At 75.3% G+C, this 23,342-nt stretch carries 25 protein-coding genes; 19 read left to right on the forward strand and 6 right to left on the reverse strand.

The window, feature by feature from the left end:
* Positions 1-12 precede the first annotated feature (12 nt).
* Both ACZ6W9_RS13420 and ACZ6W9_RS13425 read left to right on the forward strand, forming a co-directional pair.
* Positions 13-924, forward strand: a complete 912-nt coding sequence (locus tag ACZ6W9_RS13420; protein ID WP_389955465.1) for an NmrA family NAD(P)-binding protein — start codon at positions 13-15, stop codon at positions 922-924.
* 140 nt (positions 925-1,064) lie between these two features.
* Positions 1,065-1,634 (forward strand): TOPRIM nucleotidyl transferase/hydrolase domain-containing protein, encoded by a 570-nt coding sequence (locus ACZ6W9_RS13425; protein WP_389955463.1) that lies wholly within the window; start codon positions 1,065-1,067, stop codon positions 1,632-1,634.
* A gap of 183 nt (positions 1,635-1,817) precedes the next feature.
* Here ACZ6W9_RS13425 and ACZ6W9_RS13430 read toward each other — a convergent pair whose 3' ends face one another.
* Positions 1,818-2,234: a DUF6223 family protein gene (locus tag ACZ6W9_RS13430; protein ID WP_389955461.1), complete on the reverse strand. Its 417-nt coding sequence runs from the start codon at positions 2,232-2,234 to the stop codon at positions 1,818-1,820.
* Between the two features lie 247 nt (positions 2,235-2,481).
* Here ACZ6W9_RS13430 and ACZ6W9_RS13435 point away from each other — a divergent pair, with 247 nt between their 5' ends.
* Together ACZ6W9_RS13435 and ACZ6W9_RS13440 are read left to right on the forward strand one after the other, a co-directional pair.
* Positions 2,482-2,943: an RrF2 family transcriptional regulator gene (locus ACZ6W9_RS13435; protein ID WP_389955458.1), complete on the forward strand. Its 462-nt coding sequence runs from the start codon at positions 2,482-2,484 to the stop codon at positions 2,941-2,943.
* 146 nt (positions 2,944-3,089) lie between these two features.
* Positions 3,090-4,310 (forward strand): globin domain-containing protein, encoded by a 1,221-nt coding sequence (locus ACZ6W9_RS13440; RefSeq protein ID WP_389955456.1) that lies wholly within the window; start codon positions 3,090-3,092, stop codon positions 4,308-4,310.
* A gap of 78 nt (positions 4,311-4,388) precedes the next feature.
* On the opposite strand, the gene ACZ6W9_RS13445 is transcribed toward ACZ6W9_RS13440, so the two are convergent.
* Complete coding sequence (locus tag ACZ6W9_RS13445) at positions 4,389-5,948, reverse strand: FAD-dependent oxidoreductase (RefSeq protein WP_470117883.1); 1,560 nt, start codon at positions 5,946-5,948, stop codon at positions 4,389-4,391.
* Between the two features lie 153 nt (positions 5,949-6,101).
* Positions 6,102-7,415, reverse strand: coding sequence for an NAD(P)/FAD-dependent oxidoreductase (locus ACZ6W9_RS13450; protein ID WP_389955451.1), 1,314 nt, complete (start codon positions 7,413-7,415; stop codon positions 6,102-6,104).
* Positions 7,416-7,628: 213 nt separating this feature from the next.
* Between ACZ6W9_RS13450 and ACZ6W9_RS13455 the strand changes: the two genes are divergently transcribed.
* Positions 7,629-8,372 (forward strand): maleylpyruvate isomerase family mycothiol-dependent enzyme, encoded by a 744-nt coding sequence (locus ACZ6W9_RS13455; RefSeq protein WP_470117886.1) that lies wholly within the window; start codon positions 7,629-7,631, stop codon positions 8,370-8,372.
* An 88-nt stretch (positions 8,373-8,460) separates the two neighbouring features.
* Here ACZ6W9_RS13455 and ACZ6W9_RS13460 read toward each other — a convergent pair whose 3' ends face one another.
* Positions 8,461-9,012, reverse strand: coding sequence for a hypothetical protein (locus tag ACZ6W9_RS13460; RefSeq protein ID WP_470117888.1), 552 nt, complete (start codon positions 9,010-9,012; stop codon positions 8,461-8,463).
* A gap of 152 nt (positions 9,013-9,164) precedes the next feature.
* On the opposite strand from ACZ6W9_RS13460, the gene ACZ6W9_RS13465 reads away from it, so the two are divergent.
* The 13 genes from ACZ6W9_RS13465 (at position 9,165) to ACZ6W9_RS13525 (ending at position 20,627) form a co-directional block, all read left to right on the forward strand.
* Positions 9,165-9,566: a DUF1622 domain-containing protein gene (locus tag ACZ6W9_RS13465; protein ID WP_389955444.1), complete on the forward strand. Its 402-nt coding sequence runs from the start codon at positions 9,165-9,167 to the stop codon at positions 9,564-9,566.
* Between the two features lie 53 nt (positions 9,567-9,619).
* Entirely contained in the window at positions 9,620-9,901 is a 282-nt protein-coding gene (locus ACZ6W9_RS13470) for a hypothetical protein (protein ID WP_389955441.1), read from the forward strand.
* 94 nt (positions 9,902-9,995) lie between these two features.
* Positions 9,996-10,181 carry a hypothetical protein gene (locus ACZ6W9_RS13475; RefSeq protein ID WP_389955438.1) on the forward strand — a complete coding sequence of 62 codons (186 nt, stop codon included), beginning with the start codon at positions 9,996-9,998 and terminating at the stop codon, positions 10,179-10,181.
* 155 nt (positions 10,182-10,336) lie between these two features.
* On the forward strand, positions 10,337-11,977 hold the full coding sequence (locus ACZ6W9_RS13480) for a carbamoyltransferase family protein (protein ID WP_389955436.1): 1,641 nt from the start codon (positions 10,337-10,339) through the stop codon (positions 11,975-11,977).
* Positions 11,974-13,104 (forward strand): glycosyltransferase family 2 protein, encoded by a 1,131-nt coding sequence (locus ACZ6W9_RS13485; RefSeq protein WP_389955433.1) that lies wholly within the window; start codon positions 11,974-11,976, stop codon positions 13,102-13,104. Before ACZ6W9_RS13480 ends, ACZ6W9_RS13485 begins: the two co-directional genes overlap by 4 nt.
* 98 nt (positions 13,105-13,202) lie before the next feature.
* Positions 13,203-14,330 carry a glycosyltransferase family 9 protein gene (locus tag ACZ6W9_RS13490; RefSeq protein WP_470117927.1) on the forward strand — a complete coding sequence of 376 codons (1,128 nt, stop codon included), beginning with the start codon at positions 13,203-13,205 and terminating at the stop codon, positions 14,328-14,330.
* Positions 14,331-14,494: 164 nt separating this feature from the next.
* A complete protein-coding gene (locus ACZ6W9_RS13495; RefSeq protein WP_389955430.1) occupies positions 14,495-15,688 on the forward strand; it encodes a glycosyltransferase in 1,194 nt (397 codons plus the stop codon).
* A 2-nt stretch (positions 15,689-15,690) separates the two neighbouring features.
* Positions 15,691-16,254 carry a D-sedoheptulose-7-phosphate isomerase gene (locus ACZ6W9_RS13500; protein WP_470117929.1) on the forward strand — a complete coding sequence of 188 codons (564 nt, stop codon included), beginning with the start codon at positions 15,691-15,693 and terminating at the stop codon, positions 16,252-16,254.
* Positions 16,251-17,609: a D-glycero-beta-D-manno-heptose 1-phosphate adenylyltransferase gene (gene rfaE2, locus ACZ6W9_RS13505; RefSeq protein WP_389955427.1), complete on the forward strand. Its 1,359-nt coding sequence runs from the start codon at positions 16,251-16,253 to the stop codon at positions 17,607-17,609. The genes ACZ6W9_RS13500 and rfaE2 overlap by 4 nt, the downstream gene beginning before the upstream one ends.
* A gap of 16 nt (positions 17,610-17,625) precedes the next feature.
* Positions 17,626-18,306: an SDR family oxidoreductase gene (locus ACZ6W9_RS13510; protein WP_389955425.1), complete on the forward strand. Its 681-nt coding sequence runs from the start codon at positions 17,626-17,628 to the stop codon at positions 18,304-18,306.
* Complete coding sequence (locus ACZ6W9_RS13515) at positions 18,297-19,292, forward strand: glycosyltransferase family 9 protein (protein ID WP_470117892.1); 996 nt, start codon at positions 18,297-18,299, stop codon at positions 19,290-19,292. Before ACZ6W9_RS13510 ends, ACZ6W9_RS13515 begins: the two co-directional genes overlap by 10 nt.
* Entirely contained in the window at positions 19,289-20,251 is a 963-nt protein-coding gene (locus ACZ6W9_RS13520) for a UDP-glucuronic acid decarboxylase family protein (RefSeq protein ID WP_389955419.1), read from the forward strand. The genes ACZ6W9_RS13515 and ACZ6W9_RS13520 overlap by 4 nt, the downstream gene beginning before the upstream one ends.
* Before the next feature lie 40 nt (positions 20,252-20,291).
* The gene (locus ACZ6W9_RS13525) at positions 20,292-20,627 is read left to right on the forward strand and encodes a type II toxin-antitoxin system Phd/YefM family antitoxin (RefSeq protein ID WP_389955416.1); all 336 of its coding nucleotides are present in this window, start codon (positions 20,292-20,294) and stop codon (positions 20,625-20,627) included.
* Between the two features lie 276 nt (positions 20,628-20,903).
* Here the strand turns inward: ACZ6W9_RS13525 and ACZ6W9_RS13530 are convergent, their stop codons facing one another.
* Both ACZ6W9_RS13530 and ACZ6W9_RS13535 read right to left on the reverse strand, forming a co-directional pair.
* Positions 20,904-21,395: a GNAT family N-acetyltransferase gene (locus ACZ6W9_RS13530; protein WP_389955409.1), complete on the reverse strand. Its 492-nt coding sequence runs from the start codon at positions 21,393-21,395 to the stop codon at positions 20,904-20,906.
* Positions 21,392-22,573, reverse strand: coding sequence for an ROK family transcriptional regulator (locus ACZ6W9_RS13535; RefSeq protein ID WP_362928764.1), 1,182 nt, complete (start codon positions 22,571-22,573; stop codon positions 21,392-21,394). Before ACZ6W9_RS13535 ends, ACZ6W9_RS13530 begins: the two co-directional genes overlap by 4 nt.
* A gap of 450 nt (positions 22,574-23,023) precedes the next feature.
* On the opposite strand from ACZ6W9_RS13535, the gene ACZ6W9_RS13540 reads away from it, so the two are divergent.
* Positions 23,024-23,248, forward strand: coding sequence for a hypothetical protein (locus tag ACZ6W9_RS13540; RefSeq protein ID WP_470117895.1), 225 nt, complete (start codon positions 23,024-23,026; stop codon positions 23,246-23,248).
* Positions 23,249-23,342 lie beyond the last annotated feature (94 nt).

The raw sequence follows: 23,342 nt of genomic DNA on the forward strand, positions 1-23,342 counted from the left end.
GGAAAGGGCACCATGACCACCACGACACCGGCCATCCCTGACTCCCCGATCCTCGTCACCGGCGCCACCGGCAAGCAGGGTGGCGTCACCGCCCGCCGACTGCTCGCCGGCGGATGGCCGGTGCGGGCCCTGGTGCGCGACCCGGCCGCACCCGCCGCCGCCGCGCTGGAAGCCGCGGGCGCCCGGCTCGTACCCGGCGACTTCGACGATCCGGCGAGCCTGCCGCCCGCGCTCGACGGCGTCGCCGCCGTCTTCGGTGTACCGCCCGTGTCCCTCGGTCCGGCCGGACCCGAAACGGATCTCGAGGTGGCCCGGGGCCGGGCGCTGATCGACGCGGCCGCCGCGGCGGGGATCGAGCGGGTCGTGTTCAGCACCATCGCCTCGGCATCGGCGGCGTCACGGCATTCGGAGGGGAAAACGCTGATCGAGGAGTACCTGCGTGATCGCATCGCACTGCCCACCGTGCTGCGCCCGGTCCGGTTCGTGACCAACTATTTCGGCGGGGCGATCGGCCTCGACGGCATCTCCGGCGGCGTGCACCGGCACCTCTTCCCTCCGCACGAGCCCATGCAGGTCATCGCGCTGGAGGACATCGCCGAATTCGCCGCGCTCGCGTTCGCGGACCCGTCCCGGTTCGCCGGGCGGACCCTGGAACTGGCCGGGGACCAGCCGACCCCCGTCGAGGCCGCCGCCGCGATCACCGAGGCCACCGGCATTCCGGTCCGGTACGAGCAGATCACCGACGACGAGGCCGCCGCGCTCGGTCCGATGATCGCCGAGACCAGGAAGCGCTGGCAGGCCGGCGACCGCTGGCACGCCGACATCGAGGCCCTGCGCGTCATCCATCCCGGACTGCGCACCCTCGCCGACTGGCTCGCCGAATCGGGAGCCGCAGCCCTCCGCGCCCATCTCACCGCCTCATGACCTCCGAAGGGCCCCATCACGATGCGGACGGGGCAGCGGGACCAAGGAGCCACCCCGGCCGTCCAGGGATTCGCGGGCTCACTGCGTCCGCCGCGTAAAAAGGGGATGAAGCTCCCCGGACTCGGTGCGAGGCTGGGCCCGTGAGCGATACGCGGACCGTGGTCCTGGTCGAGGGCGTCAGCGACAGGTCGGCCGTCGAGGCGCTGGCCGCGCGCCGTGGCCTGGACCTGGCGGCCGAGGGCGTCTCCGTCGTGGCGATGGGCGGGGCCACGAACATCGGGGCCCATGTCGGCAGGTTCGGTCCCGCCGGTAGCGGTCTCCGGCTGGCCGGCCTGTGCGACGCAGGGGAGGAGGGCGACTTCCGGCGGGCACTCGAGCGCGCCGGTCTCGGGCCGGGCCCCGGCCGGAGCGGTCTGGAGGCGCTCGGATTCTTCGTGTGCGTCGCCGACCTGGAGGACGAGCTGATCCGCGCCCTCGGCGCCGCCGCGGTCGAACGCGTCCTCGACGCCGAGGGCGAACTCGGCTCGTTCCGCACCCTGCAGAGGCAGCCCGCGTGGCGCGGACGCGACACGCACGACCAGCTGCGCCGGTTCATGGGCGCGGGCGGCGGCCGCAAGATCCGCTACTCCGCCCTGCTCGCCGCGGCACTCGACCCCGACCGCGTGCCGCGACCGCTGGACGGGCTGCTGGCCCGCCTCTCTGGCCGCTGACCGCCGGGGGACGTGCGGGAACCAGGCCTGGAACGATCCGGGCTTTCCGGCGGCCCGGATCAGGGACACGGGAAAGGCCGCACAACGGTACCCGCTCCACATCGGGGGACGCCGCCGACCGCGGCACCCCGTAGATGCCACGCCGGTCCTGGAACCGGAGCCTGAACCTTCTCGGACGCCCGCTCAGCGGTCCGCGGCCGAGTGCTCGGCGGTACGGCGGGAGCGAGCCAGGGACAGTCCGCCGAGGACCGCGGCGGCCAGTCCGAACGTCGAGGCCAGGGCGCCTCCGAACACTCCGTTCCCGGTGCCGAGGCCGCCGTCGGCGACCGCCAGGTTCACCGCGCCGTTGACCGCGGCGATGAGGCCCCCGGCCAAAGCCGCGACGGCTGCTCTCCTGCGGCCGTCGCCGGTGCGACGGCCGGAGCGCGACGCCGGCCGGCCGATGGCCACGGCACCCGTGACCACGGCGCCCAACGCCAGCAGTGCGGCCACGCTGGCCCAGATCCGCTGAGGAGTGCCGAGGAAGGTGCCGACACCCTGACCCGCGCATTCCGTCGCACTCGTACAGATCGGTGTGGCGACCACAGACAGGACGGACATGAGGCGCTCCCCTCTCCTTGCGGCCGGACGCTTCTGCGGCCGGACGCTTCGTGTGACCGGACGCTTCGGGTGGACCGGACGCCAGAACCATGCCCGCCGGACCCGTCGCCGGGCATCCGCCTGCGGAGGTGCTTCTCTCTGTCGCAGACGCCGTACGAGTCAGGCGGATCTACCGCGTCCGAGGTAGGGGAGGCCCGTGCCGTACCGGCCGGTCGCCGGGGCGGACGGGACGGAATACCGTGATTGCATGCGCCTGACCGCCTTCACCGACATCTCGCTCCGCATCGTGATGCGGCTGGCCGTGGCGGACGGCGACGAGCAGCCCACCACCCGGTCGGTCGCCGAGGTGCTGGCCGTGCCGTACACCCACGCGGCCAAGGCGGTGGCGCGGCTGAGCGAGATGGGGCTGGTGGACACCCGGCGCGGACGCGGGGGAGGGCTGCGGCTGACCGGGGCGGGCCACCGGACGTCGGTCGGCGCCATCGTCCGCGCGCTGGAGGGCGACGGCGACGTGGTCGGCTGTGAGGACGCGGTGCCCTGCCCGCTGCGGGCCGCGTGCCGGCTGCGCGGGGCGCTGGCACGGGCCAAGGAGGCGTTCTACGCCGCGCTCGACCCGGTCACGATCGACGAGCTGGTGACGGAGCCGACAGGCCCGGTGCTGCTCGGCCTGCTGCCGCCGAGGACGCCGTCCGGTGCGTCCTCCGGCTGAACAGGGGATTTCCGGATGATGTGACTTTCGGCCCTATGGCGGGTGACCTCCGGCCCGGGGGGAGGGGCGGCTGCCCGGTCTTTAATATGTATGTGAGATGCAAATTAAGTTGGCCGCGTCTCCCCGCACCCGTCGCAGGAGGTCCAATGCTGTCCGCGGAGTCCGCAGCGATCGTCCGCAGCACGCTGCCGGTCATCGGAGCGTCGCTCGACGACATCACCGCCCGGTTCTACGGCACGATGTTCGCCGAGCGCCCGGAGCTGCTCGACGGCCTGTTCAACCGCGGCAACCAGGCCAGCGGGGCCCAGCGCCGCGCCCTGGCCGGCTCCATCGCCGCGTTCGCCACGATGCTGCTGGACAACCCCGGTGAGCGCCCCGACGCGCTGCTGGCCCGCATCGCGCACAAGCACACCTCGCTCGGGGTCACCGACGACCAGTACGTGATCGTCCACAAGTACCTCTTCGGCGCGATCGCCGAGGTGCTGGGCGACGCCGTCACCCCGGACGTCGTTGCCGCCTGGGACGAGGTTTACTGGCTGATGGCCGGCTCGCTGATCGCCATGGAGGCCCGCCTCTACGCCGAGGCGGGCATCGCCGACGGCGACAGCCGGCGCCGGTGGCGCGTCGTCGGACGCCGCGAGGAGACGCCCGACGTGGTGTCCTTCCTGCTGCGCCCGGCCGACGGCGGGCCGGTCCCGCCCGCCCGTCCCGGCCAGTACGTCAGCGTCGAGGCGCGCATGCCCGACGGCGTGCGCCAGCTCCGCCAGTACAGCCTGTCGGGCCTTTCGAGTGAGGACGGCCTGCCGGGTGCGGACGCCGGCGGCCTCCGGCGCATCACCGTCAAGCGGGTGCGCGGCGAGGGCGGCCCGGACGGCGAGGTCTCCAACCTCCTGCACGCCGCCGTCCGCGAGGGCGACGAGCTGACCCTGACGGCGCCCTTCGGCGACGTGGCACTGGAGGACGGCGACGGCCCGCTCGTGCTCACCTCGGCCGGCATCGGCTGCACCCCCATGGTCGCCATGCTGGAGCACCTGGTCCGCACCGGCTCCACGCGGCGCGTGCTGGTGCTGCACGCCGACCGCTCCCCGGCGGACCACGCGCTGCGCGAGGACACCGAGCGGCTGGTCGCCGCGCTGCCCGACGCGACGCGCCTCTTCTGGTACGAGGACGGCGCGGCCGGCGGAGAGCGCTCCGGGTGGATGGACCTCGCCGGGATGGAGGTCCCGGCGGAGGCGACGGCCTACCTGTGCGGTCCGCTGCCCTTCATGCGGGCGGCGCGCTCGGCGCTGATCGGCGCGGGCGTGGCGGCGCGGGACGTCCACTACGAGGTCTTCGGCCCCGACCTGTGGCTCGGCGCCGAAGGCTGAGCCCTACCGGCACCGGGCGGACCACCCGTCACCGGCCTGCCCAACCGCGCCTCCGCCTCCGTCACCGGCCGCGGGCCCCTACGCGGGGCCCGCTCCGGGACCGTCCGCCCGGACGGACTCGGGACCGGTCGCGAGACCCTCGACCGGGGCCAGCGGCTCGACGGCCGGTCCCTGAAGGACCTCGCCGTCCACGCCGAAGCGTGAGCCGTGACAGGGGCACTCCCAGGCGCGTTCGGCGTCGTTGAACCCCACCACGCAGCCCAGGTGGGTGCAGACCGCGGAGACGGCGTGCAGACGGCCGGAATCGTCCCGGTGCACGGCGCACCGCTCCCCGCCGATCTTGAGCACCGCGCTCTCGCCCGGCCGGAGGGCCTCGGCCTCCTCCGCCTGTCCCGCGCCGAAGCGGTCGGCGACGAAGTGCCGCGCCACAGTGGCCTGCATGCGCAGCGCCGCGCCCGCCTCGCGCACCGGGTGCAGCCGGCGGGGGTCGTACAGCTTCGCCCAGGGGGAGCCGCCCCCGGTGATCAGCTCGGCCAGCAGCCGTCCCGCCATGACCCCGTTGCTCATGCCCCACCCGCCGAACCCGGTGGCGACGTAGGCGTGCCGGGCCCCGGGGTGCAGGAGGCCGACGAACGGCAGCCGGTCGGTGGTGTGGTTGTCCTGGGCCGCCCACCGGTAGGAGACCTCCTCGGCGCCGAACCTGTCGGTGACCCAGGAGGCCAGCCGGTCGAAGCGGTCGCCGACCCTCCCGGCGCCGGGCTTGAACGTCTCGCCGGTGACGATCAGCAGCCGCCGGCCCTCGCCGTACGGGGCGGTGCGGACCGAGCGGGTGTTGTCCTCGGACGTGACGAACATGCCCTCGGGCGCCCGGTCCGCGGGTACGGCCGCCGCCACGACCAGCTCGCGGCTCGGCTCCATCCGGGAGAACAGCAGCGCCCGGTCGAAGATCGGATAGTGCGTGGCCACCACCACGTCGCGGGCGGTGACGGTGACGCCGTCGGAGGTGGTGACGCGGCACGGGTCGCTCTCGGACAGCTCCGTCACCCGGCTGTGCTCGAAGACCAGCGCACCGCCGGCCACCAGGGCGTCGACCAGCCCCATGAGGTAGCGGCGCGGGTGGAACTGCGCCTGGTCGTCCACCCGCACCGCCCCGGCGACCGGGAACGGCAGCGGCGTCTCGGTGACGAACGACGCGGGCAGCCCCGCCCGTGCCGCGGCCTCGGCCTCGGCGCACAGCTCCTCGGCGCCCTCGGACGACTCGGCGTAGGTGAACGCGGGCATCCGCTCCACCTCGGCGTCGATCCCCAGCTCGCCCGCCGTGGCGATCAGGTGCTCGATCGCCGCCTGCTGGGAGGAGGCGTACAGCCGGGCGGCCTCCGCGCCCGCCGACTTCTCCAGGTGGGCGTAGATCCGCGTGTGCTGGGCGGTGAGCTTGGCGGTGGTGTTGCCGGTGACGCCCCCCGCGACCTGGCCCGCCTCGACCACGGCCACCGTACGGCCCGCACGCTGCAGCTCCCAGGCGGCGCTGAGCCCGGCCATCCCGGCGCCGATGACCACGACGTCGACCTCCAGGTCCTGTACCAGGGTCGCGTGCGGCCGGCCGGGAGCCGATTCCATCCAGTAAGACTGCGTCGTCATGCCGCGCCCCTGCCCTCGTCGCCGCCCGTCACACACGGGGACGGCGGACGCGGGGCCGGGCGCGGGGGATCCGGCGCGTGTGGAGCACGTGGATCCCGCGTCCGCGGGCCTCCTCTCCCGAGTCCTCGCGCGACCACCCGCCGCCGGGGCGGGTCAGCCGCCGCTGAGGCCGTCGGGCCGCTCGGGAGAGGAGCTGGTCAGCGGGACCGAACCGCCCCGCACCAGGTCGAGCTGGACCATCTGCCGCGGCAGCAGGGCGTCCAGCAGCCAGTTCCCCGCGATGCGGGCCCGGCCGCCCGGTACGGCCAGCAGGTGGTAGCCCCGGGTCACCGCCTTCGCCGGCAGGCCCGACAGCGGCAGGCCCAGCGGGTTCGCCGCGGCCTTGAGCCCGCCCAGGTCCACGACGAACCCCAGGTCGTTGTGCTTGTACGGCTTCCGTTCGGCGCGGCCGTAGGTGGCGGCGACGTTGCGGGCCACCTGCTTGCCCTGGCGGCTGGCGTGCTGGGCGGTCATCGGCGTGTACTTGCCGGGGTTGGTCAGGTCCGGCACCGCCGCCGCGTCGCCGCAGGCGAAGACCTCCGGGTGGCCGGGGACGTTCATGTACTCGTCCACCAGCAGCCGGCCCTTCTCGGTGGGCAGTCCCATGGACTCCACGAACGGGTCGGGCCGCACGCCCACGCACCAGATCAGCGAGCGGGTCGGCACGTGCTCCCCGTCGGACAGCTTGACCCCGTCGGCGTACGCCTCGGCCACGCTGGTGCCGGTGCGGATCTCCACGCCGCGCTCGGACAGGGTGCGCTGCGCGGTGTCCGACAGCCGCCGGTCCAGCTCCGGCAGGATGCGCGGGGCCAGGTCGGCCAGGATCCAGCGGATCGGCTGGTCGCGCAGGCCCGGCCGCCGCCGGACCGCGTCGCGGGTGAGCAGCTGACCCTGGGCGGCCACCTCGGTCCCGGTGTACCCGGCGCCCACCACGACGAACGTGCAGCGCGCCCGGCGCTCTTCGGGGTCGTCGGAGGCGTCGGCCAGCTCGATCTGGCGGATCAGGTGGTCGCGCAGGTAGAGGGCCTCGGCGATGCTGCGGAAGCCGTGCGCGTGCTCGGCGACCCCGGGGACGGGCAGCAGCTTGTTGACGCTGCCGACGGCCAGGACCAGGCGGTCGTAGGACAGGTCGCGGTGGTTGCCCTCGGCGTCGACGCACGTCACCCGCCTGTTCTCGATGTCCACGGACTCGGCCGCGGCCAGCAGGTGCCGCACTCCCGGGCAGTTGCCCGCCAGCGGGATCGCGACCTTGCGCGGGTCGAGGACGCCCGCGGCGACCTCGGGCAGCAGCGGGAGATAGAGGAAGTAGTCGGTGGGGTTGACGAGGACGATCTCGATGGCTCCCCGGGCCATGCGGGCGAGGGTGCGTGCGGCGGTGAACCCCGCGAAACCGCCCCCCACGATGACGACTCTCTGCCTGTCGGCCATTTCCGGTGGGTCCTTCCACGTCGCGGAACTGCTGTCCTAGCCGCGTGCCCTTTCTGGGCACGGGCAAGCCTCCGCGCGGGAAAAGGCCGGGCCGCACGGGGCGGGCCGTACGGATGACGGGACCGGTCGGAGGGCCGGGCCGTACGGGATCCGGCCGGGCCGGGCCGGGGCGGCGGGCCGTTCGGGAGCGGGCCGGGCGGGTACCGGACCCGCATGAGCACAGAACACGCTTCGGGGCGCGGCGACCGCGAGGACGCCGAGGCGCGCCTGGCCTCCCTCGATCCCTTCGACATCTTCGACGCCGAGGCGGCCCGCCTGGACCGCTTCTTCTCCGGGCTCGACGCCACGGGATGGGCGCGTCCCTCGCGGTGCGAGGGCTGGTCGGTGCGGGACGTCCTCGCGCACCTGGCCGGGGAGGAGATGTACAACCACGCCTGCCTGGACGACGACCTGGAAGGTTTCCGCGCGGCGCTCGGACGCGAGGGCGTCGGCGGCGGCTTCGACGGCTTCAACGAATGGTGCGTACGGCGCCGCCGCGACGTCCCCGTGGAGGAGGTGCTCGGCGAGTGGCGCCGGGCCAACGGGGAGACGCGCCGCCGCATGCGCGAACTCGGCCGCGACGCCGAACTGCCGACCATGGCCGGGCCGTACCCGGTGGGCCTGCAGGCGTTCCACTACGACTCCGAGTACGCCACCCACGCCGACGACGTCGGAGCGCCCGTGGGGGACGGCGAGAACGGCGGGCGCGCCCGGTGGCGGGCGGCGGTGGGCGCGTTCGTCCTCACCGAGCGGGGCTCCCCGGCCCGGGCCGAGCCGGGCGGCGACCTGGTCGCGGTGCGGATGGACGGCCGGCGCGAGCGGCTGCCCGTGGCGGAGTTCGTGGACGCCACGGTCGGCAGACTGCCCGAGGGGCGTCTCGACCCGGCGCTGCGGGACGCCCTGCGCTGCCTGGCCTGAGGAACCCGGGGCCCCGGGACGTCCCGCTTCGTCCGGCCTGAGGAACCGGTGCCGCGGGACGTCCCGCGGCACCGGGCCCGAGGAGTCCTCAGCCCCCGGTGACCTCTTCGACCAGTACGGCGGTGCCCTTCCTGAGCGTCACCTTGGCGCGGATCGCCTTGCGGGCGCCCAGCGCCTTCTTGAGCTGGTCCACGGTGCAGCGGTGCGGCGCCTTCCCCTTGTCGCAGATCCGGCCCCGCTGGTCGAGCACCTCGGCGTGCGGGCTGAGCGGGACGGACTGGGTGTCGCCGGCGCCGGTCAGCACGTCCAGCGTGTCCGGCTGCGCCGCGTTCAGGCCGAGGTCGCCGAGCAGGTAGACGGCCGGCTCCGCGTCGCCGGCGTCGTCGTCCCGGGCGGCCACGCCGGGGTCCTCCGTCGGCTTCCCGGGCGAGTCCGTCTCCCCGGAGCCGTCGGGGGCGGTGGGCTCGGCGGACGCGGAGGCCGAGGGCTCACCGGCCGGGGTGCTCTCCGCCGCGGCGGGAGAGGAGACCGCCGGGGACGGCGGGGGAGCGGCCGTGCCGCCGCCCGCCGAACAGGCGGTGAGCCCGGCGGCGAGCACGGCCGGCAGGAGGAAACGGGGCATCGTCAACGAACCGCTCATGGGGCGCAACGATCTCACGCCTCCCGGGGCGACGGCGAACTCACGCTCCGAGGCCGGCAGGCCGGCCGGCCGCGCCGCGCGGGGAGGCCGGGGCCGCCTCGCCGTACCGGTGCCGAGGGGTCCGCGCGCCCGGCGGCGGGTAACAGCATCACATGCCGGAAATCCTGCCCGAGGAGACGCTTCGGGAGGTCGTGAACCTGTTCGTCCGCCTCGTCGAGGCGGCCGGCGCGCTGGTCATCTTCTCCGGCGCGGCCGTGGCGTTCGTACGGTTCCTGCTGGCCGCGGTGGGACGGCGGGAGGGGCAGGGGTTCGTGGGCGTGCGCCTGTTCCTGGGGCGGTTCCTCGTCCTCGGGCTGGAGTTCCAGCTTGCCGGGGACGTGCTGCGCACGGCCGTGGCACCGAGTTTCGGCCAGATAGGCCAGCTCGCCGCGATCGCGACCATCCGGACGGCGCTGAACTTCTTCCTCGGCAAGGAGATCGAGCGGGAGGGGCGCGTGGTCGACTCCGCCCGGCCCGTCGCGTCCGGCGGCGCCGCCGGGGGGTCCAGCCGGTGAGGCACGGCGTCGCCGGCGCCGCCGGGACGGATCGGGAGGACGGGGAGGCAGGGGTGGGGGAGATCGTCCAGGCCGCCGTCAACCTGATCGTCGCCGCCGGGGTGGTCGCCGCGCTGGCGGTTCTGCCCGCCGGCGGGCCCCGGACCGCGGTCGCGGTGCTGCTGGACTTCCTCCTCGCCGCGGGACTGCTGCGCCTGTCACAGGCGCAGACCTGGGCGGCGATCGCCACCGCGGCGCTCACGGTGGTGATCCGCAGGATCGCGGTCGCGGGTTTCTCCCGGCCGGTGCGGCGATTCCCTCCGGCCGCCGGCTATAAGGACCCACCGGGTGGATAGGTAAGTCTCCGCGTGCGAACGGCCACGCCCTCCCGGGGACCGGACGCCGCGTCCGGGCTTCGGGGGGATCTTCCGAGGGGGCAGGAGAGCACCCATGACCGAGACCGATCCCGAGCGCGACGACCCGCCGGCGCAGGTGCCCGACGACCGGGTGGACACGGCCGGAGCCGGGGCCCCGGAGGGCGTCGACGACGAGGGTCCCGAGCCGCAGATGATCGACGATCGCAAGGGCGCCGCCGGGTCCGGGGCGTGGGACCCGGACGAGACCGAGGGGCGCTGACGGTTCGGCGGGTCCGGGTGCGGACCCGCCGAACCTCCCCGGCCGAAATCACATAGAGTGATGTTTGCGGCCCTTGGTGCCTCTTTTCCCGGAATGTTCGTTTTGAGAAGCGCTGCTCTCGGTAGTTAAGTAACTACACCACGAGAGGCGACTCAATGAGATTTCTCGGGATAAATGCGATTTTTCATGATCCGTCTGCCGCGTTGGTCGTGGACGGGGAAGTGGTCGCGGCGGCCGAGGAGGAACGCTTCAACCGGCGGAAGCACGGCAAGCGCCCGGTGCCGTTCTCGGCGTGGGAGCTGCCCGAGCAGGCGGCGGCCTGGTGCCTGGACCGCGCCGGGCTGCGCCCCGAGGACCTGGACGCGGTGGCCTACTCCTACGACCCCGACCTCGTGGTGCCCGGCGGGCCGGGCCAGGACGCCGGCTGGGAGGAGCTGCGCACCGCCTACGCCCGGCGCGCCCCATCCTTCCTGGCCGCCGCGCTGCCCGGACTGGACGCGGCACGGGTGCGCTTCGTGCCCCACCACATCGCGCACGCCGCCTCCGCGGGCCTGGCCGCGCCGTTCACCGACTCGGCCGTCCTGGTCTGCGACGGCCGGGGCGAGGCGGTCTCCCACCTGGCCGGCGCCTACCGGAACGGCGCCCTGGAGATCCTCGCCGCCCAGGAGCTGCCGCACTCGCTCGGCCTGCTGTACGAGAGCCTGACCACACACCTGGGATTCCTGCGCTCCAGCGACGAGTACAAGGTGATGGCGCTCGCCTCCTACGGCCGCCCCCGGTTCCTGCCCGAGCTGCGCGCCCTCGTCCACCCCACCGGGGACGGCGGGTTCCGCACCGAGCCGGTGGACTGGAGCGCCTTCGCCAAGCCCCTGCGCCCGCACCGCGAGTGGACGGGCGAGCACGCCGACCTCGCCGCGAGCGTCCAGGCCAGGCTGGAGGAGGTGCTGGTGGACCTCGCGCGGTGGTTGCACGGCCGCACCGGGCTGCGGACGCTGACGATGGCCGGCGGGGTGGCGCTGAACTGCGTGGCCAACACCCGCATCAGCGAGGCCACCCCGTTCGAGCGGGTCTGGGTGCAGCCGGCCGCCGGGGACGCCGGCACCGCGCTGGGCGGCGCGCTGCACCTGGCCGCGGCGGCGGGGGAGCCGGCCGCGCCCATGCCGGGCGCGGATCTGGGCCGGTCCTGGAGCGAGGCGGAGCTGGCGGCCTGGCTGCGGACGGCGAACGTCTCCTGCGAGCGGCCGGCGGACCTGGCCGCGGCTGTGGCCGCCGAGCTGGCCGCCGACCGGATCGTGGCGTGGTTCCAGGGCCGCAGCGAGTACGGTCCCCGCGCGCTGGGGCGCCGGTCCCTGCTGGCGCATCCGGGACACGTGGCCAACACCGAGCGGCTCAACGACGTCAAGGGCCGCGAGCGGTTCCGTCCGATCGCGCCGATGGTGCTGGCCGAGCGGGCGGGGCGGATCTTCAGCCGGGGACCGGTGCCGAGCCCGTACATGCTGTTCGTCCACGACGTGGCGCCCGAGTGGCGCGGCCGGATCCCGGCGGTGGTCCACGTGGACGGCACCGCCCGCGTCCAGACCGTCGAGCGGGAGAGTGAGCCGCTGCTGGCGCGGCTGCTGGAGGAGTTCGAGGCGCGGACCGGGCTTCCGGTGCTGGTCAACACCAGCCTGAACACCGCGGGCCGTCCGATGGTCGACGATCCGCGGGACGCGCTGGAGTGCTTCGGGTCGGCTCCGGTGGACGTGCTGGCCCTGGGACCGTTCCTGGTGCGCCGGGCGGGGGTGTTCACCGCATGATCACCGTGGTGGTCCCGACCGTGGGCCGGCCGAGCCTCGCCGCGACGCTCGCCGCGCTGGACCCGGGCCTGGACGTCATCGTCGTCGACGACCGCCCGGCGGGCGCCCGCACCGCACCCCTGCCGGTGCCGGACGGGGTGCGGACGGTGCGCTCGGGCGGCAGGGGGCCGGCCGCCGCCCGCAACGCCGGCTGGCGGGCCGCGGACACCCCCTGGATCGCCTTCCTGGACGACGACGTGATCCCCGCCCCCGGCTGGGCGAAGACGCTCCACGCCGACCTGGACGGCCTGCCGGCCGAGGTGGCGGGCAGCCAGGGCCGCATCCACGTGCCGCCGCCCGAGGGCGGGCGGCCCACCGACGACGAGCGCGCCACCGCCGGACTCGCCCGCTCCCGCTGGATCACCGCCGACATGGCCTATCAGCGGGAGGCGCTGGAGCGGGTCGGCGGATTCGACGAGCGCTTCCCGCGCGCCTACCGCGAGGACGCCGACCTGGCGCTGCGGGTGACGGCCGCCGGCTACCGCCTGGTCAGGGGCGAGCGCGTCACCAGCCATCCGTTCCGCGACGACGGGCCGTGGGCGAGCGTGCGACGCCAGCGCGGCAACGCCGACGACGCGCTGATGCGCCGCCTGCACGGCCCGGCCTGGAGGATGGCCGTCGGCGGCGGGGCGGGACGGCTGCGCCGCCACGCGCTGATCACCTGCCTCGGCGGACTGGCGGTCCTCGCGGGCGCGCTGCCCGTGATCGCCGGGATCGCCGGTCCCGGCGCGCCGGCCCGCGGCCGGGCGTCCGGGCCGGCACGGGGCCGAGGCCGGGCGGCCGGACCGGTGTGGAACCGCGGACTGCCGGGCGTCCCAGGACGGGCGCATGGCCGGCGGGTCCTGACTCCGGTCCTCCCGGAACGGGGCCGGGGTCCGGCACGCACGCTGGCCAGGGGGGTCGCGGCGGCGGCCGGGGCGGGCTGGCTGGCGCTGACCGCCGAGTTCGCCTGGGCCAGGATCGCCCCGGGGCCGCGCACCCCCGCCGAGATCGGCCGGATGCTGCTCACCAGCGTCCTCATCCCACCGGCGGCCTGCGCGCACCGGCTGCGCGGCGAGTTGCGGGTCCGGCTGTGGCGGGCCCCGTGAACGGCGCGTCGAACGGCCTGGCGAGCGGCGCGGTGAACGGCGCGTCGAACGGCCTGGCGAGCGGTGCGGTGAACGGCGCGGCCCGCCCCGCGCCCGCCGTGACCCACGCCCCGGCCCGTTCCGCGGACGGCGCTCCGGCCGGAACCGTCCTGGTCGTCCGCCTCGACAACGCCGGTGACGTGCTGCTCGCCGGTCCGGCCGTCCGCGCCGTGGCGGCGTCGGCCCGCCGGGTGGTGCTGCTGGCCGGGCCCAATGGCCGGGCCGCGGCCGAGCTGCTGCCCGGCGTGGACCGCGTGCTGGAATGGCGGGCCCCGTGGATCGACCCCGACCCGCGGCCGGTGACCGGCTCACACGTCGTCGGCCTGCTCCGGCTCGTCCGGGAGGCGGCCCCCGACCAGGCGCTCATCCTCACCTCCTTCCACCAGTCGTCACTGCCGCCGGCGCTGCTGCTGCGGCTGGCCGGGGTCCCCCGGATCGCCGCGATCAGCGAGGACTACCCCGGCTCGTTGCTGGACGTCCGTCACATCGTGGACGAGACCGTGGACGTGCCCGAACCCGAGCGGATGCTCGCGGTGGCCCGCGCCGCAGGTTTCCGCCCGCCGCCCGGCGACGACGGCCGGCTCGCCGTACGGCGTCCGCTGCCGCCGGTCGGGCACATCACCGGGCCACCCGGCTACGTCGTGGTCCACCCCGGGGCCTCCGCGCCGGCCCGGGCCTGGCCGGAGGGCCACTGCGCCGAGGCGGTCCGGGAACTGGTCCGCGCGGGCCGGCGGGTCGTCGTCACCGGCGGGCCCGGCGAGTGCGAGCTGACCCGGCGGGTGGCGGGCGGCGCCGGGCCCATCGGGACGGACGGCTCCGGTGCGGAGAAGGCCGTCCCGAGCACCTCGGAGGCCGTCCGGGACCTCGGAGGCCGGACGTCCCTCGCCGAGCTGGCCGCCGTGCTCGCCAGGGCGAGCGCGGTCGTGGTGGCCAACACCGGCCCCGCCCACCTGGCGGCGGCGGTCGGCACGCCGGTGGTCACCCTGTTCGCCCCGGTGGTCCCGGCGGCCCGCTGGGCCCCGTACGGCGTGCCGTCGGTGCTGCTCGGCGACCAGGACGCCCCGTGCGCGGGGAGCAGGGCCCGCATCTGCCCGGTCCCCGGCCACCCGTGCCTGTCGTCGGTGTCACCGGCGCGGGTCGCCGAGGCCGTCGGCCGCCTGGCGTCCGTGAGGGAGACCGTGTCGTGAGGGCGCCCACGGGAGGGGGCGTCCGTGAGGGAGACCGTGCCGTGGGCGCGCGCGGGAGGGGAGCGTCCGTGAAGGAGGCCGTGCCGTGAGGGCGCCCGCGAGGACCGTGGCCTGAAGGCGCCCGCGTGGAAGTCAGTGGCATGAGGCGTGAAGGAGATCGTGTCATGAGGATCGCCCTGGTGTCGGAGCACGCCAACCCCCTCGCGGCCGTCGGCGGAGTGGACGCGGGCGGGCAGAACGTCCACGTCGCCGCCCTGGCGGCCGCCCTCGCCGAGCGGGGCCACGAGGTGGTCGTCCACACCCGCCGCACCGCGTCCGGCCAGCCGGAGCAGGTCTCAGCGGGACCCGGGCTGATCGTCGAGCACGTCCCGGCCGGGCCCGCCGAGGACCTGCCCAAGGACGAGCTGCTGCCGTACATGCCCGCGTTCGGCGCCCATCTGGCGCGTCGCTGGGCCGGACGGCCACCCGACGTGGTCCACGCCCACTTCTGGATGAGCGGGCTGGCCGCCCTCGCCGCGGCGCGGGACCTCGGGGTGCCGGTCGTGCAGACCTTCCACGCCCTGGGGGTGGTCAAGCGGCGCTGGCAGGGTCCGGCCGACACCAGCCCGCCGGGACGCGTCGCCGCCGAGGCCGACATCGCGCGCCGGGCGCAGGCGATCGTGGCGACCTGCCGCGACGAGGTGAGCGAGCTGCTGCGCATGGGCGTCGGCCACGAGCGGATCGCCGTGGTGCCGTGCGGGGTGGACCTGGAGCTGTTCCGCCCCGACGGGCCGGTCGCCCCGCGGGGCCCGTCGCCCCGGGTGCTCTGCGTCGGCCGCATGGTGCCCCGCAAGGGGCTGGACACCGTCGTGCGGGCGCTGTCCCGGCTGCCGGACGCCGAACTGCTCGTCGTCGGCGGCACGCCGCGCGACGACGAGGCGGTACGGCTGGCCGGCCTGGCCGCGGCCTGCGGGCTGACCGGCCGGGTCCACCTGCTGGGCAGCGTCGGCCGCGCCGAGGTGCCGGCGCTGATGCGCTCGGCGGACGTGCTGGTGACCGTGCCGTGGTACGAGCCGTTCGGGATGGTCCCGGTCGAGGCGATGGCCTGCGGCGTGCCGGTGGTCGCCTCCTCGGTCGGCGGTCACCTCGACACCGTCGCCGGCTGCGGCGTGCTGGTGCCGCCCCGCGACCCGCGCGCCCTGTCGCGGGCCCTGCTCGACGTGCTGGACCGGCCCGAGCTGCGCGCGGCCCTCGCCGAGGCGGGCCGGCGGCGAGCCGTCACCCGGTACGGCTGGCCGCGGGTGGCGGCCCGCACCGAGTCGGTATACCTGGACGTCCTCGCCGAGCGCGGGGCCCGGGTCGCCGTGGCGGGGGGATGACCGTGCACCCGCACCTGACCCGTCTGCGCGCCGCGCTGCGCGCGGTGGACGCCGAGGCGGCGACGATCTCCGTCTGGGGCCGCAAGCTCGCGGCCGTGCTGGGCGGCGGCGGCCGGCTGCTGGCCTGCGGAAACGGCGGCTCGGCTGCCGAGGCCCAGCACCTGACGGCCGAGCTGGTCGGCCGCTACCGCTCCGACCGGGAGCCGTACGCGGCGATCCCGCTGCACGCCGACACCTCGGCGGTGACCGCGATCGGCAACGACTTCGGAGCCGAGGAGGTCTACGCCCGCCAGGTGCGGGCGCACGGCCGGCCCGGCGACGTGCTGATGTGCCTGTCCACCAGCGGGCGCAGCCCGAACGTGCTCGCGGCGGCGCGCGCCGCCCGCCGGACGGGCATCGCGGCCTGGGCGCTGACCGGTCCGGCGCCCAACCCGCTGGCCGTGCTGTGCGACGAGGTCCTGGCGGTGCCCGCCGGGGACACCGCGACGGTGCAGGAGGTGCACCTCGCGGTGATCCACATGCTCTGCGACGCGGTCGAGGGCGCGATGGAGGAGGTGACCGGATGAGCGCGGGTCCGATCGTCGTCATCGGGGACACCCTGCTGGACGTGGACGTCGAGGGCGACGCCGAGAGGCTGTGCCCCGACGCCCCCGTGCCGGTCGTGGCGGGCGGCCGCGAGCACCGCCGCCCCGGCGGGGCGGGACTCGCCGCGGTGCTGGCCGCCGAGGGCGGCGCGGAGGTGGTCCTGGTCGCCGCCTTCGGCGACGACCACCCCGGCCGCTGCCTGCTGGGCCTGCTGGCCGGCCGGGTCGAGGTGGTACGGCTGCCGCTGCAGGGCACCACGATCACCAAGACCCGGGTGCGGGCCAGGGGCCAGACCCTGCTGCGCGTCGACACCGGCGACGGCCGGGCGGACCCGGCCCTCGACATCCGCCGGGCCGGGCAGGTCGAGTCGCTGCTCCGCGGTGCGGGCGCGGTCCTGGTGTCCGACTACGGCCGCGGCGTCGCCGAGGTCCTGGGCCCCTGCCTGCGCCGGGCGGCCGGGCCGCTGGTGTGGGACCCGCATCCGCGGGGGCCGCTGCCCCCGCCCGGCTGCACGCTGGTCACCCCGAGCGAGTCCGAGGCCCGGACGCTGAGCGCCCAGCCGCGGCTGTCGCCCGACCGGATGGCCCGCCACCTCGTCCGCGCGCTGCGCGCCGAGGCGGTGGCCGTCACGCTGGGCGGGGAGGGCGCCGTGCTGGCCCGGCGGGGCGGCAGGTCCACCCGGATCCCGCCGCCGGTGTGCTCGGCGGGCCCGGACGCCTGCGGCGCGGGCGACCGGTTCTCCGGGGCCGCCGCGCTCGCGCTGGCCTCCGGCGCGCCGGTGGAGGAGGCCGTCGGGACCGGTGTCGCCGAGGCCGCCCGTTTCGTGGAGAACGGCGGGGCGGCGGCGGTGCGGACGCCCGCGCCCGCTCCCGGGGACCGGCCGCGCACCGCCCTGGAGGTGGCCGAGGTGGTCCGGGCCACCGGCGGACGGCTGATCGCCACCGGCGGCTGCTTCGACCTGCTGCACGCCGGGCACGTCAGCCTGCTGCGCCGGGCCCGTGCGCTGGGCGACGCGCTGATCGTGTGCGTCAACTCCGACGCCTCGGTGCGGCGGCTGAAGGGCCCGGGACGGCCCGTGGTCGGCCAGCGGGACCGGGTGGAGGTGCTGCGCGCGCTGCAGTGCGTCGACGCCGTGGCCGTGTTCGACGAGGACACCCCGGCGGCGATGATCGAACGGCTCCGCCCCGACGTGTGGGTCAAGGGCGGCGACTACACGGCGCCGGACCTGCCGGAGGCCGAGACCGTACGCCGGACCGGGGGAGAGAGCGTGATCCTCCCGTTGGTGTCCGGAAGGTCCACGACCGGTCTGATCGAGGCCGCGCGGGCGGCCAGGTGAGCGAGGGGGAACATCCATGCTGGGAAACATCCTGATCACCGGCGGATCGTCCGGGCTGGGCCGGGCGGTGGCCGAGGCCGTGGCCAAGGAGGGCGGCCGGCCGCTGGTCGTCGACGTCCGCCCGCCCACCGGCGGCGTGGACCACGTCCTCGCCGACGTGGCGGACCGCGACCGGGTGGAGCGGGCGGTGACCGAGCTGGCCGGGAGGGCAGGCGGTCTCGACGGGGTCGTCACCGCCGCGGGCATCGACGCCTGCGGCCGTCTCGCGGACGTGCCCGCCGCCGCGTGGGAGAAGGTCGTCGCGGTCAACCTGCTCGGCACCGCCGCCACGATCCGCGCGGCCCTGCCCCACCTGACCGCCTCCGGCGGCCGGATCGTCACCTGCGCCTCCACCCTGGGGCTGCGCGCCCTCAGCGACGCCACCGCCTACTGCGCCTCCAAGTTCGGCGTGGTCGGCCTCACCCGCGCCCTGGCCGCCGAACTCGCCGGACGGGTCGGCGTCACCCTGCTCGTCCCCGGCGGCATGCGCACCCACTTCTTCGACGACCGTCCGGACCGGTACAGGCCCGGCCCCGACGCGGGACTCAACCAGCCCGAGGACGTCGCCGCCGCCGTGGTCTTCGCCCTGTCCCAGCCCGCCGGCTGTGAGATCCGCGAACTCGTCGTCTGCCCCGCCACGGAGACCTCATGGCCGTGACCGGCCGAAGCCGCGCCGCCGGCGTCCCCGGGGCCGCCGGGGGCGGGCGGCCGGTCATGGTCGTGCTGCGCGGCCTCGGCCTGGGCGACCTGCTCACCGCCGTGCCCGCACTGCGGGCCCTGCGCCGCGCCTTCCCCGGCCACCGCGTCACCCTGGCCGCCCCCGCTCCGCTGGCCGGTCTGCTGCCCCTCATCGGCGCCTGCGACGACCTGCTCGACGTCAGCGGGACGGGCCCCGTCCCCCTGCGCCGTCCCGACGTGGCCGTCAACCTCCACGGCCGCGGCCCGCAGAGCACCGCCGCCCTGCTGGCCACCCGCCCCGCCCGGCTGATCGGCCACGCCCGCCCCGGTCTGCCCGGCCCGCCCTGGCCCGCCCAGGTGCACGAACGCGTCCGCTGGTGCGACCTGCTGACCTGGCACGGCATCCCCGCCGACCCCGCCGACCTGACCCTGACGCCGCCGTCCGCGGGCTCCGGCGCTCCGGAGCGGGAGTCTCACTCCGGCCCGGCCCCCGTCCTCGTCCACCCCGGAGCCGCCCGCCCCGCCCGGCGCTGGCCGCCGGACCGCTTCGCCGCGGTCGCCGCCGCGCTGCGCCGCGCCGGACACGACGTGCTCGTCACCGGAGGCGCCGCCGAACGCGGTCTCGCCCTGCGGGTGGCCGCCGCGGCCGGCCTGCCGGACGAGGCGGTGACGGCGGGCCGTACGGACGTCACCGGGCTGGCCGCGCTGGTGGCACGGGCCCGCCTCGTCGTCTGCGGGGACACGGGCGTGGCGCACCTGGCGAGCGCGTTCGGCACGCCCTCGGTCGTGCTGTTCGGGCCGACGCCTCCCGAGCTGTGGGGGCCGCCCCCGGGGCCCCACGTGGCCCTGTGGGCCGGTGTCCCCGGTGACCCGCACGCCGGCCGTCCCGGCCCCGGCCTGCTGAGAATCGGCGTCGAAGAGGTCCTCGGCGCCGCGACCGACCTGCTGGAGGTGACCGTCCGATGAACATCCGACGCGCAGTGGTCACCGGAGGCGCTGGCTTCCTCGGCTCCTACCTGTGTGAACGCCTGCTGGCCCGTGGTGCCGCCGTGATCTGCATGGACAACTTCCTGACCGGCTCGCCGCGCAACGTCGACCACCTCCTGGGCCGTCCCGCCTTCCGCCTGCTGGAATGCGACCTGACCGGGTTCGTCCACGTCCCCGGCGACGTGGACCTCGTCCTGCACCTGGCGTCGGCCGCCTCCCCGGCCGACTACCTGCGTCACCCCATAGAGACCCTCAAGGTCGGCAGCCTGGGCACCCTGCACGCCCTGGGTCTGGCCCGGGAGAAGAACGCCCGCTTCGTCCTGACCTCCACCAGCGAGGTCTACGGCGACCCCCAGCAGCACCCGCAGACGGAGTCCTACTGGGGCAACGTCAATCCCGTCGGTCCCCGCAGCGTCTACGACGAGGCCAAACGCTTCGCCGAGTCCCTCACCACCGCCTACCGCAACACTCACGGCGCCGACACCGGCATCGTGCGGATCTTCAACACCTACGGCCCGCGCATGCGGCCCCACGACGGCCGCGCCATCCCCACCTTCATCCGCCAGGCCCTGCGCGGCGAACCTCTCACCGTCACCGGCGACGGCTCCCAGACCCGGTCCATCTGCTACGTCGACGACACCGTCGAGGGCATCCTCGCCCTGGCGGGCAGCGACTTCTCCGGCCCGGTCAACATCGGCAACCCCACCGAGGTCACCATGCTCGACCTGGCCCGCACCGTCATCGAGCTGACCGGCTCGTCCTCCGGGATCCGCTTCATCGACCGCCCCGCCGACGATCCGGCCGTGCGCCGCCCCGACACCACCCTGGCCGCGGCCCGCCTGGGCTGGCGGGCCGAGGTCGGCGTCACCGACGGCCTGCGCCGCACCATCGCCTGGTTCGAGACCGAACTCCGCCGCACCGAGGAACTGGTCGGCTGAGGAACGCGCCCAGTCAGCCCGATGAAAGGCTCAGGCGTTAATGGCTGGAATTCTGGCCGGTCTTCAGGCCAGAAGGTATCGGTTCTTCATGGAGATGATTCCGATCAGCGAAGCGAAGGACCGGTTGACCGAACTGGCCGACCGAGCCGCCAGGGAGCATGATCACTTCACGATCACTCGTAACGGGCGCCCCCACGCAGTGATCATGTCTGTGGCCGAATGGGAATCCCTGCAGGAAACGCTGGAGATCCTCGCTGACCCTGAGATGCGGGCCGATCTGATGGAGGCGGCGGCCGCCACGGCGAGAGGCGACGTGACGACCGAGGAGGAGATGGCCGCTGTCATGGCGGCGCGCCTCGGCAGGGCGAGCGCGTGAGCGATCGGTACACCATCTTTCTCGCACCACCGGCCCGGCGTGCCCTCGCGACAGGTCTGCCCGAGTCGGTGGCCGGTGCGGCGTGGGAACTGATCACCGGCGCGATCGCCGACGAGCCGTGGCGGGTGGGTAAACCGCTACAGGAGCCGTACGAGGGGATGCACGTCGCCCGCCGGGGAACCTACCGGGTGACCCACCTCATCGACGAGGAAAAAAAGGACCGTGACGATCCAGGCGATCAAACACCGTCGAGACGCCTACCGTCCGTGATGGATGTCAGGGGGCCGACTCCCAGATGGTCTCGCCGTCCTCGGTGGCGGGGGTCGGGGTGAGGCCCGCGCGGCGGGCCACGGCCGCGGAGGCGGCGTGGGCGGGATGGACGGCGGCGGCGAAGGAGCGCACGCCGCGCTCCCGCAGCCAGGCGACCATGGCGGTCGTGGCCTCGGTCGCCATGCCGCGGCCCTGCCACGGGGTGCCGACGACCCAGGCCACCCAGGCCCGGCCGGAGGTCACGGTGGCCTGGACGTAGCCGGCCAGGCGGCCGGTCTCCGTCACGCGGATCACCCAGTTGAGCCAGAGGTCGTCACCGCCGGCCGGCCCGGCGATCATGCGGGCGTAGCGGTCCCGCAGCTCCCCGGAGGTCGAGGGGGAGCCGCCGGTGAACTCGTGCAGGGCGGGGTCGTCCAGCGCCTCGGCCATCTCGGCGGCGTGCTCGACCGCCAGCGGGAGGAGGGTGAGGCGCGCGGTCTCGATCGGTTCGGGGTTCATGGGCGGCCGGCCGCGTGCTCGGCCGCGCCGGGGGCCAGGACGTGCTCGATGACCATGACGGCGGCGCCGACCACCCCGGCCCGGTCCCCCAGGTCGCTGGCGGTGATCGTCAGGTGCTGGGTGGCCAGGGGCAGGGACCTGCTGTAGATGACCTCGCGCAGACCGGCGAGGATCTGCTCCCCGGCCTCGGCCATGTCGCCGCCGACCACGATCACCGAGGGGTTGAAGAAGTTCACGATCGAGGCGAGGACCTCGCCGATCTCGCGGCCGGCCTGGCGGATGAGCTGGACGGCCCGGGTGTTGCCGCTCCGGACGAGCCGGACGATGTCGCGCCCCCCGGTCGCCTCCACTCCGGCGTCGCGCAGCCGGGCCGCCACGGCCGCGCCGCTCGCCACGGCCTCCAGGCAGCCGCGGTTGCCGCAGCGGCAGACGACGTCGAGGACGGGGGAGACCTGGATGTGGCCGATGTCGCCGGCCGCGCCCTGGGCGCCCCGGTGCAGGCGGCGGTCGCTGATGATGCCGCAGCCGATCCCGGTGCCGACCTTGACGAAGATGAGGTGGTCGGCCTCGGGGCGGGCGGCCCAGTGCTCGCCCAGGGCCATGATGTTGACGTCGTTGTCCACCAGGACGGGCGCGCCCAGCCGTTCCCCGAGCCACTCCGGGACGGGGAAGCCGTCCCAGCCCGGCATTATCGGCGGGTTGACCGGCCGTCCGGAGCTGTGCTCCACCGGACCGGGCAGGCCGACCCCGATGCCGCAGACCTCCTCGACGGTGTGGCCGCTCTCGGCGAGCAGTTCCTCGAAGGTCCGCTGGAGCCAGCGGAGCGTCTCCTCGGGGCCGCGGTCTATCGGCACCTCCGCGGCGTGCTCGGCGAGGATCTCTGTGCCGAGGTCGGTGACCGCGACCCGGGCGTGGGTCGCGCCGAGGTCGGCGGCGAGGACGACGCGGGCCGAGCGGTTGAAGGTGAAGGCGACGGCCGGGCGGCCCCCGGAGGAGATGGCCTCCTCGGTCGGGACGACCCACCGCTGGCTCACCAGCGCGTCGAGGCGCTGCCCGAGCGTCGATCTCGCCAGGCCGGTGAGCTGCACCAGCTCCGCCCGGGTGCGGGCCCGACCGTCGCGCAGGATCTTCAGCAGCGCCCCCGCGCCCGCGTCGGGTCCGTTCGCCTCGCTCGGCATGCGCACAGTCAACACTCCTCGTTCACGCGTGGCCACGGCGACTTAGGCCAGCTCTTCCGGTCATTATGCCCAAATGATCGCTACTTTTGTACGGCTGTCGCCATAAGCGGGGCGCTATGCGACCCGTACGGCGGGCCGGGAGACGACGGTGATCTACCGGCCCGTTCTGTTCGGGGAGACGTCGCGAGGCGCGGGAGAACAGGGCTTCCCCGGAGCCGGTGACCGAGGGTGACGGAAACGGCTCCGCCGGTCATTCTCCGCCACCGGATGGTAGGTCGGCCGGGCCGATGGTTTTCCCCTTTCCTGGGAAGGGCGGTGATTTCCGTTCCGGCCCGGGTGGAATCCCAGTTGTACGCCGTCTCCGTGCCGGCCGGGACACCCGGGTGGCCGGTCCGGCGCCCCGTCGGCCCGGGTGCCGCCCGGGCGTGACCGATCGGACCTGGGGGTCACATGATCAGGATCAGGTACGCTCTCGCCGCCGGCGTAGTGGCGGGCTCCGGCCTCGTCGTCCCCGCCGCGCTGGCGGCGCAGCCCGCCACGGCGGACACGGCCGCCCGCGTCGCCGTCGAACAGCCCTTCCAGGGGTACGTCGCCGGAGACGACGACGGCGACGACGGTGGCGGCGGCGGGTACGGCAACCGCGGCTGGAACGACGACGACGGCTACGACGACTGACGACGTGCTCCTCGCGACCGCGCGGCCGGTCCGGCCGGCCGCGCGGTCCCCGCGCCGGAAGGCGTCGGCCGAGCCGTCCCCGCGCCGAAGGGCC

The organism is Streptosporangium sp. NPDC053982 (assembly GCF_055585205.1).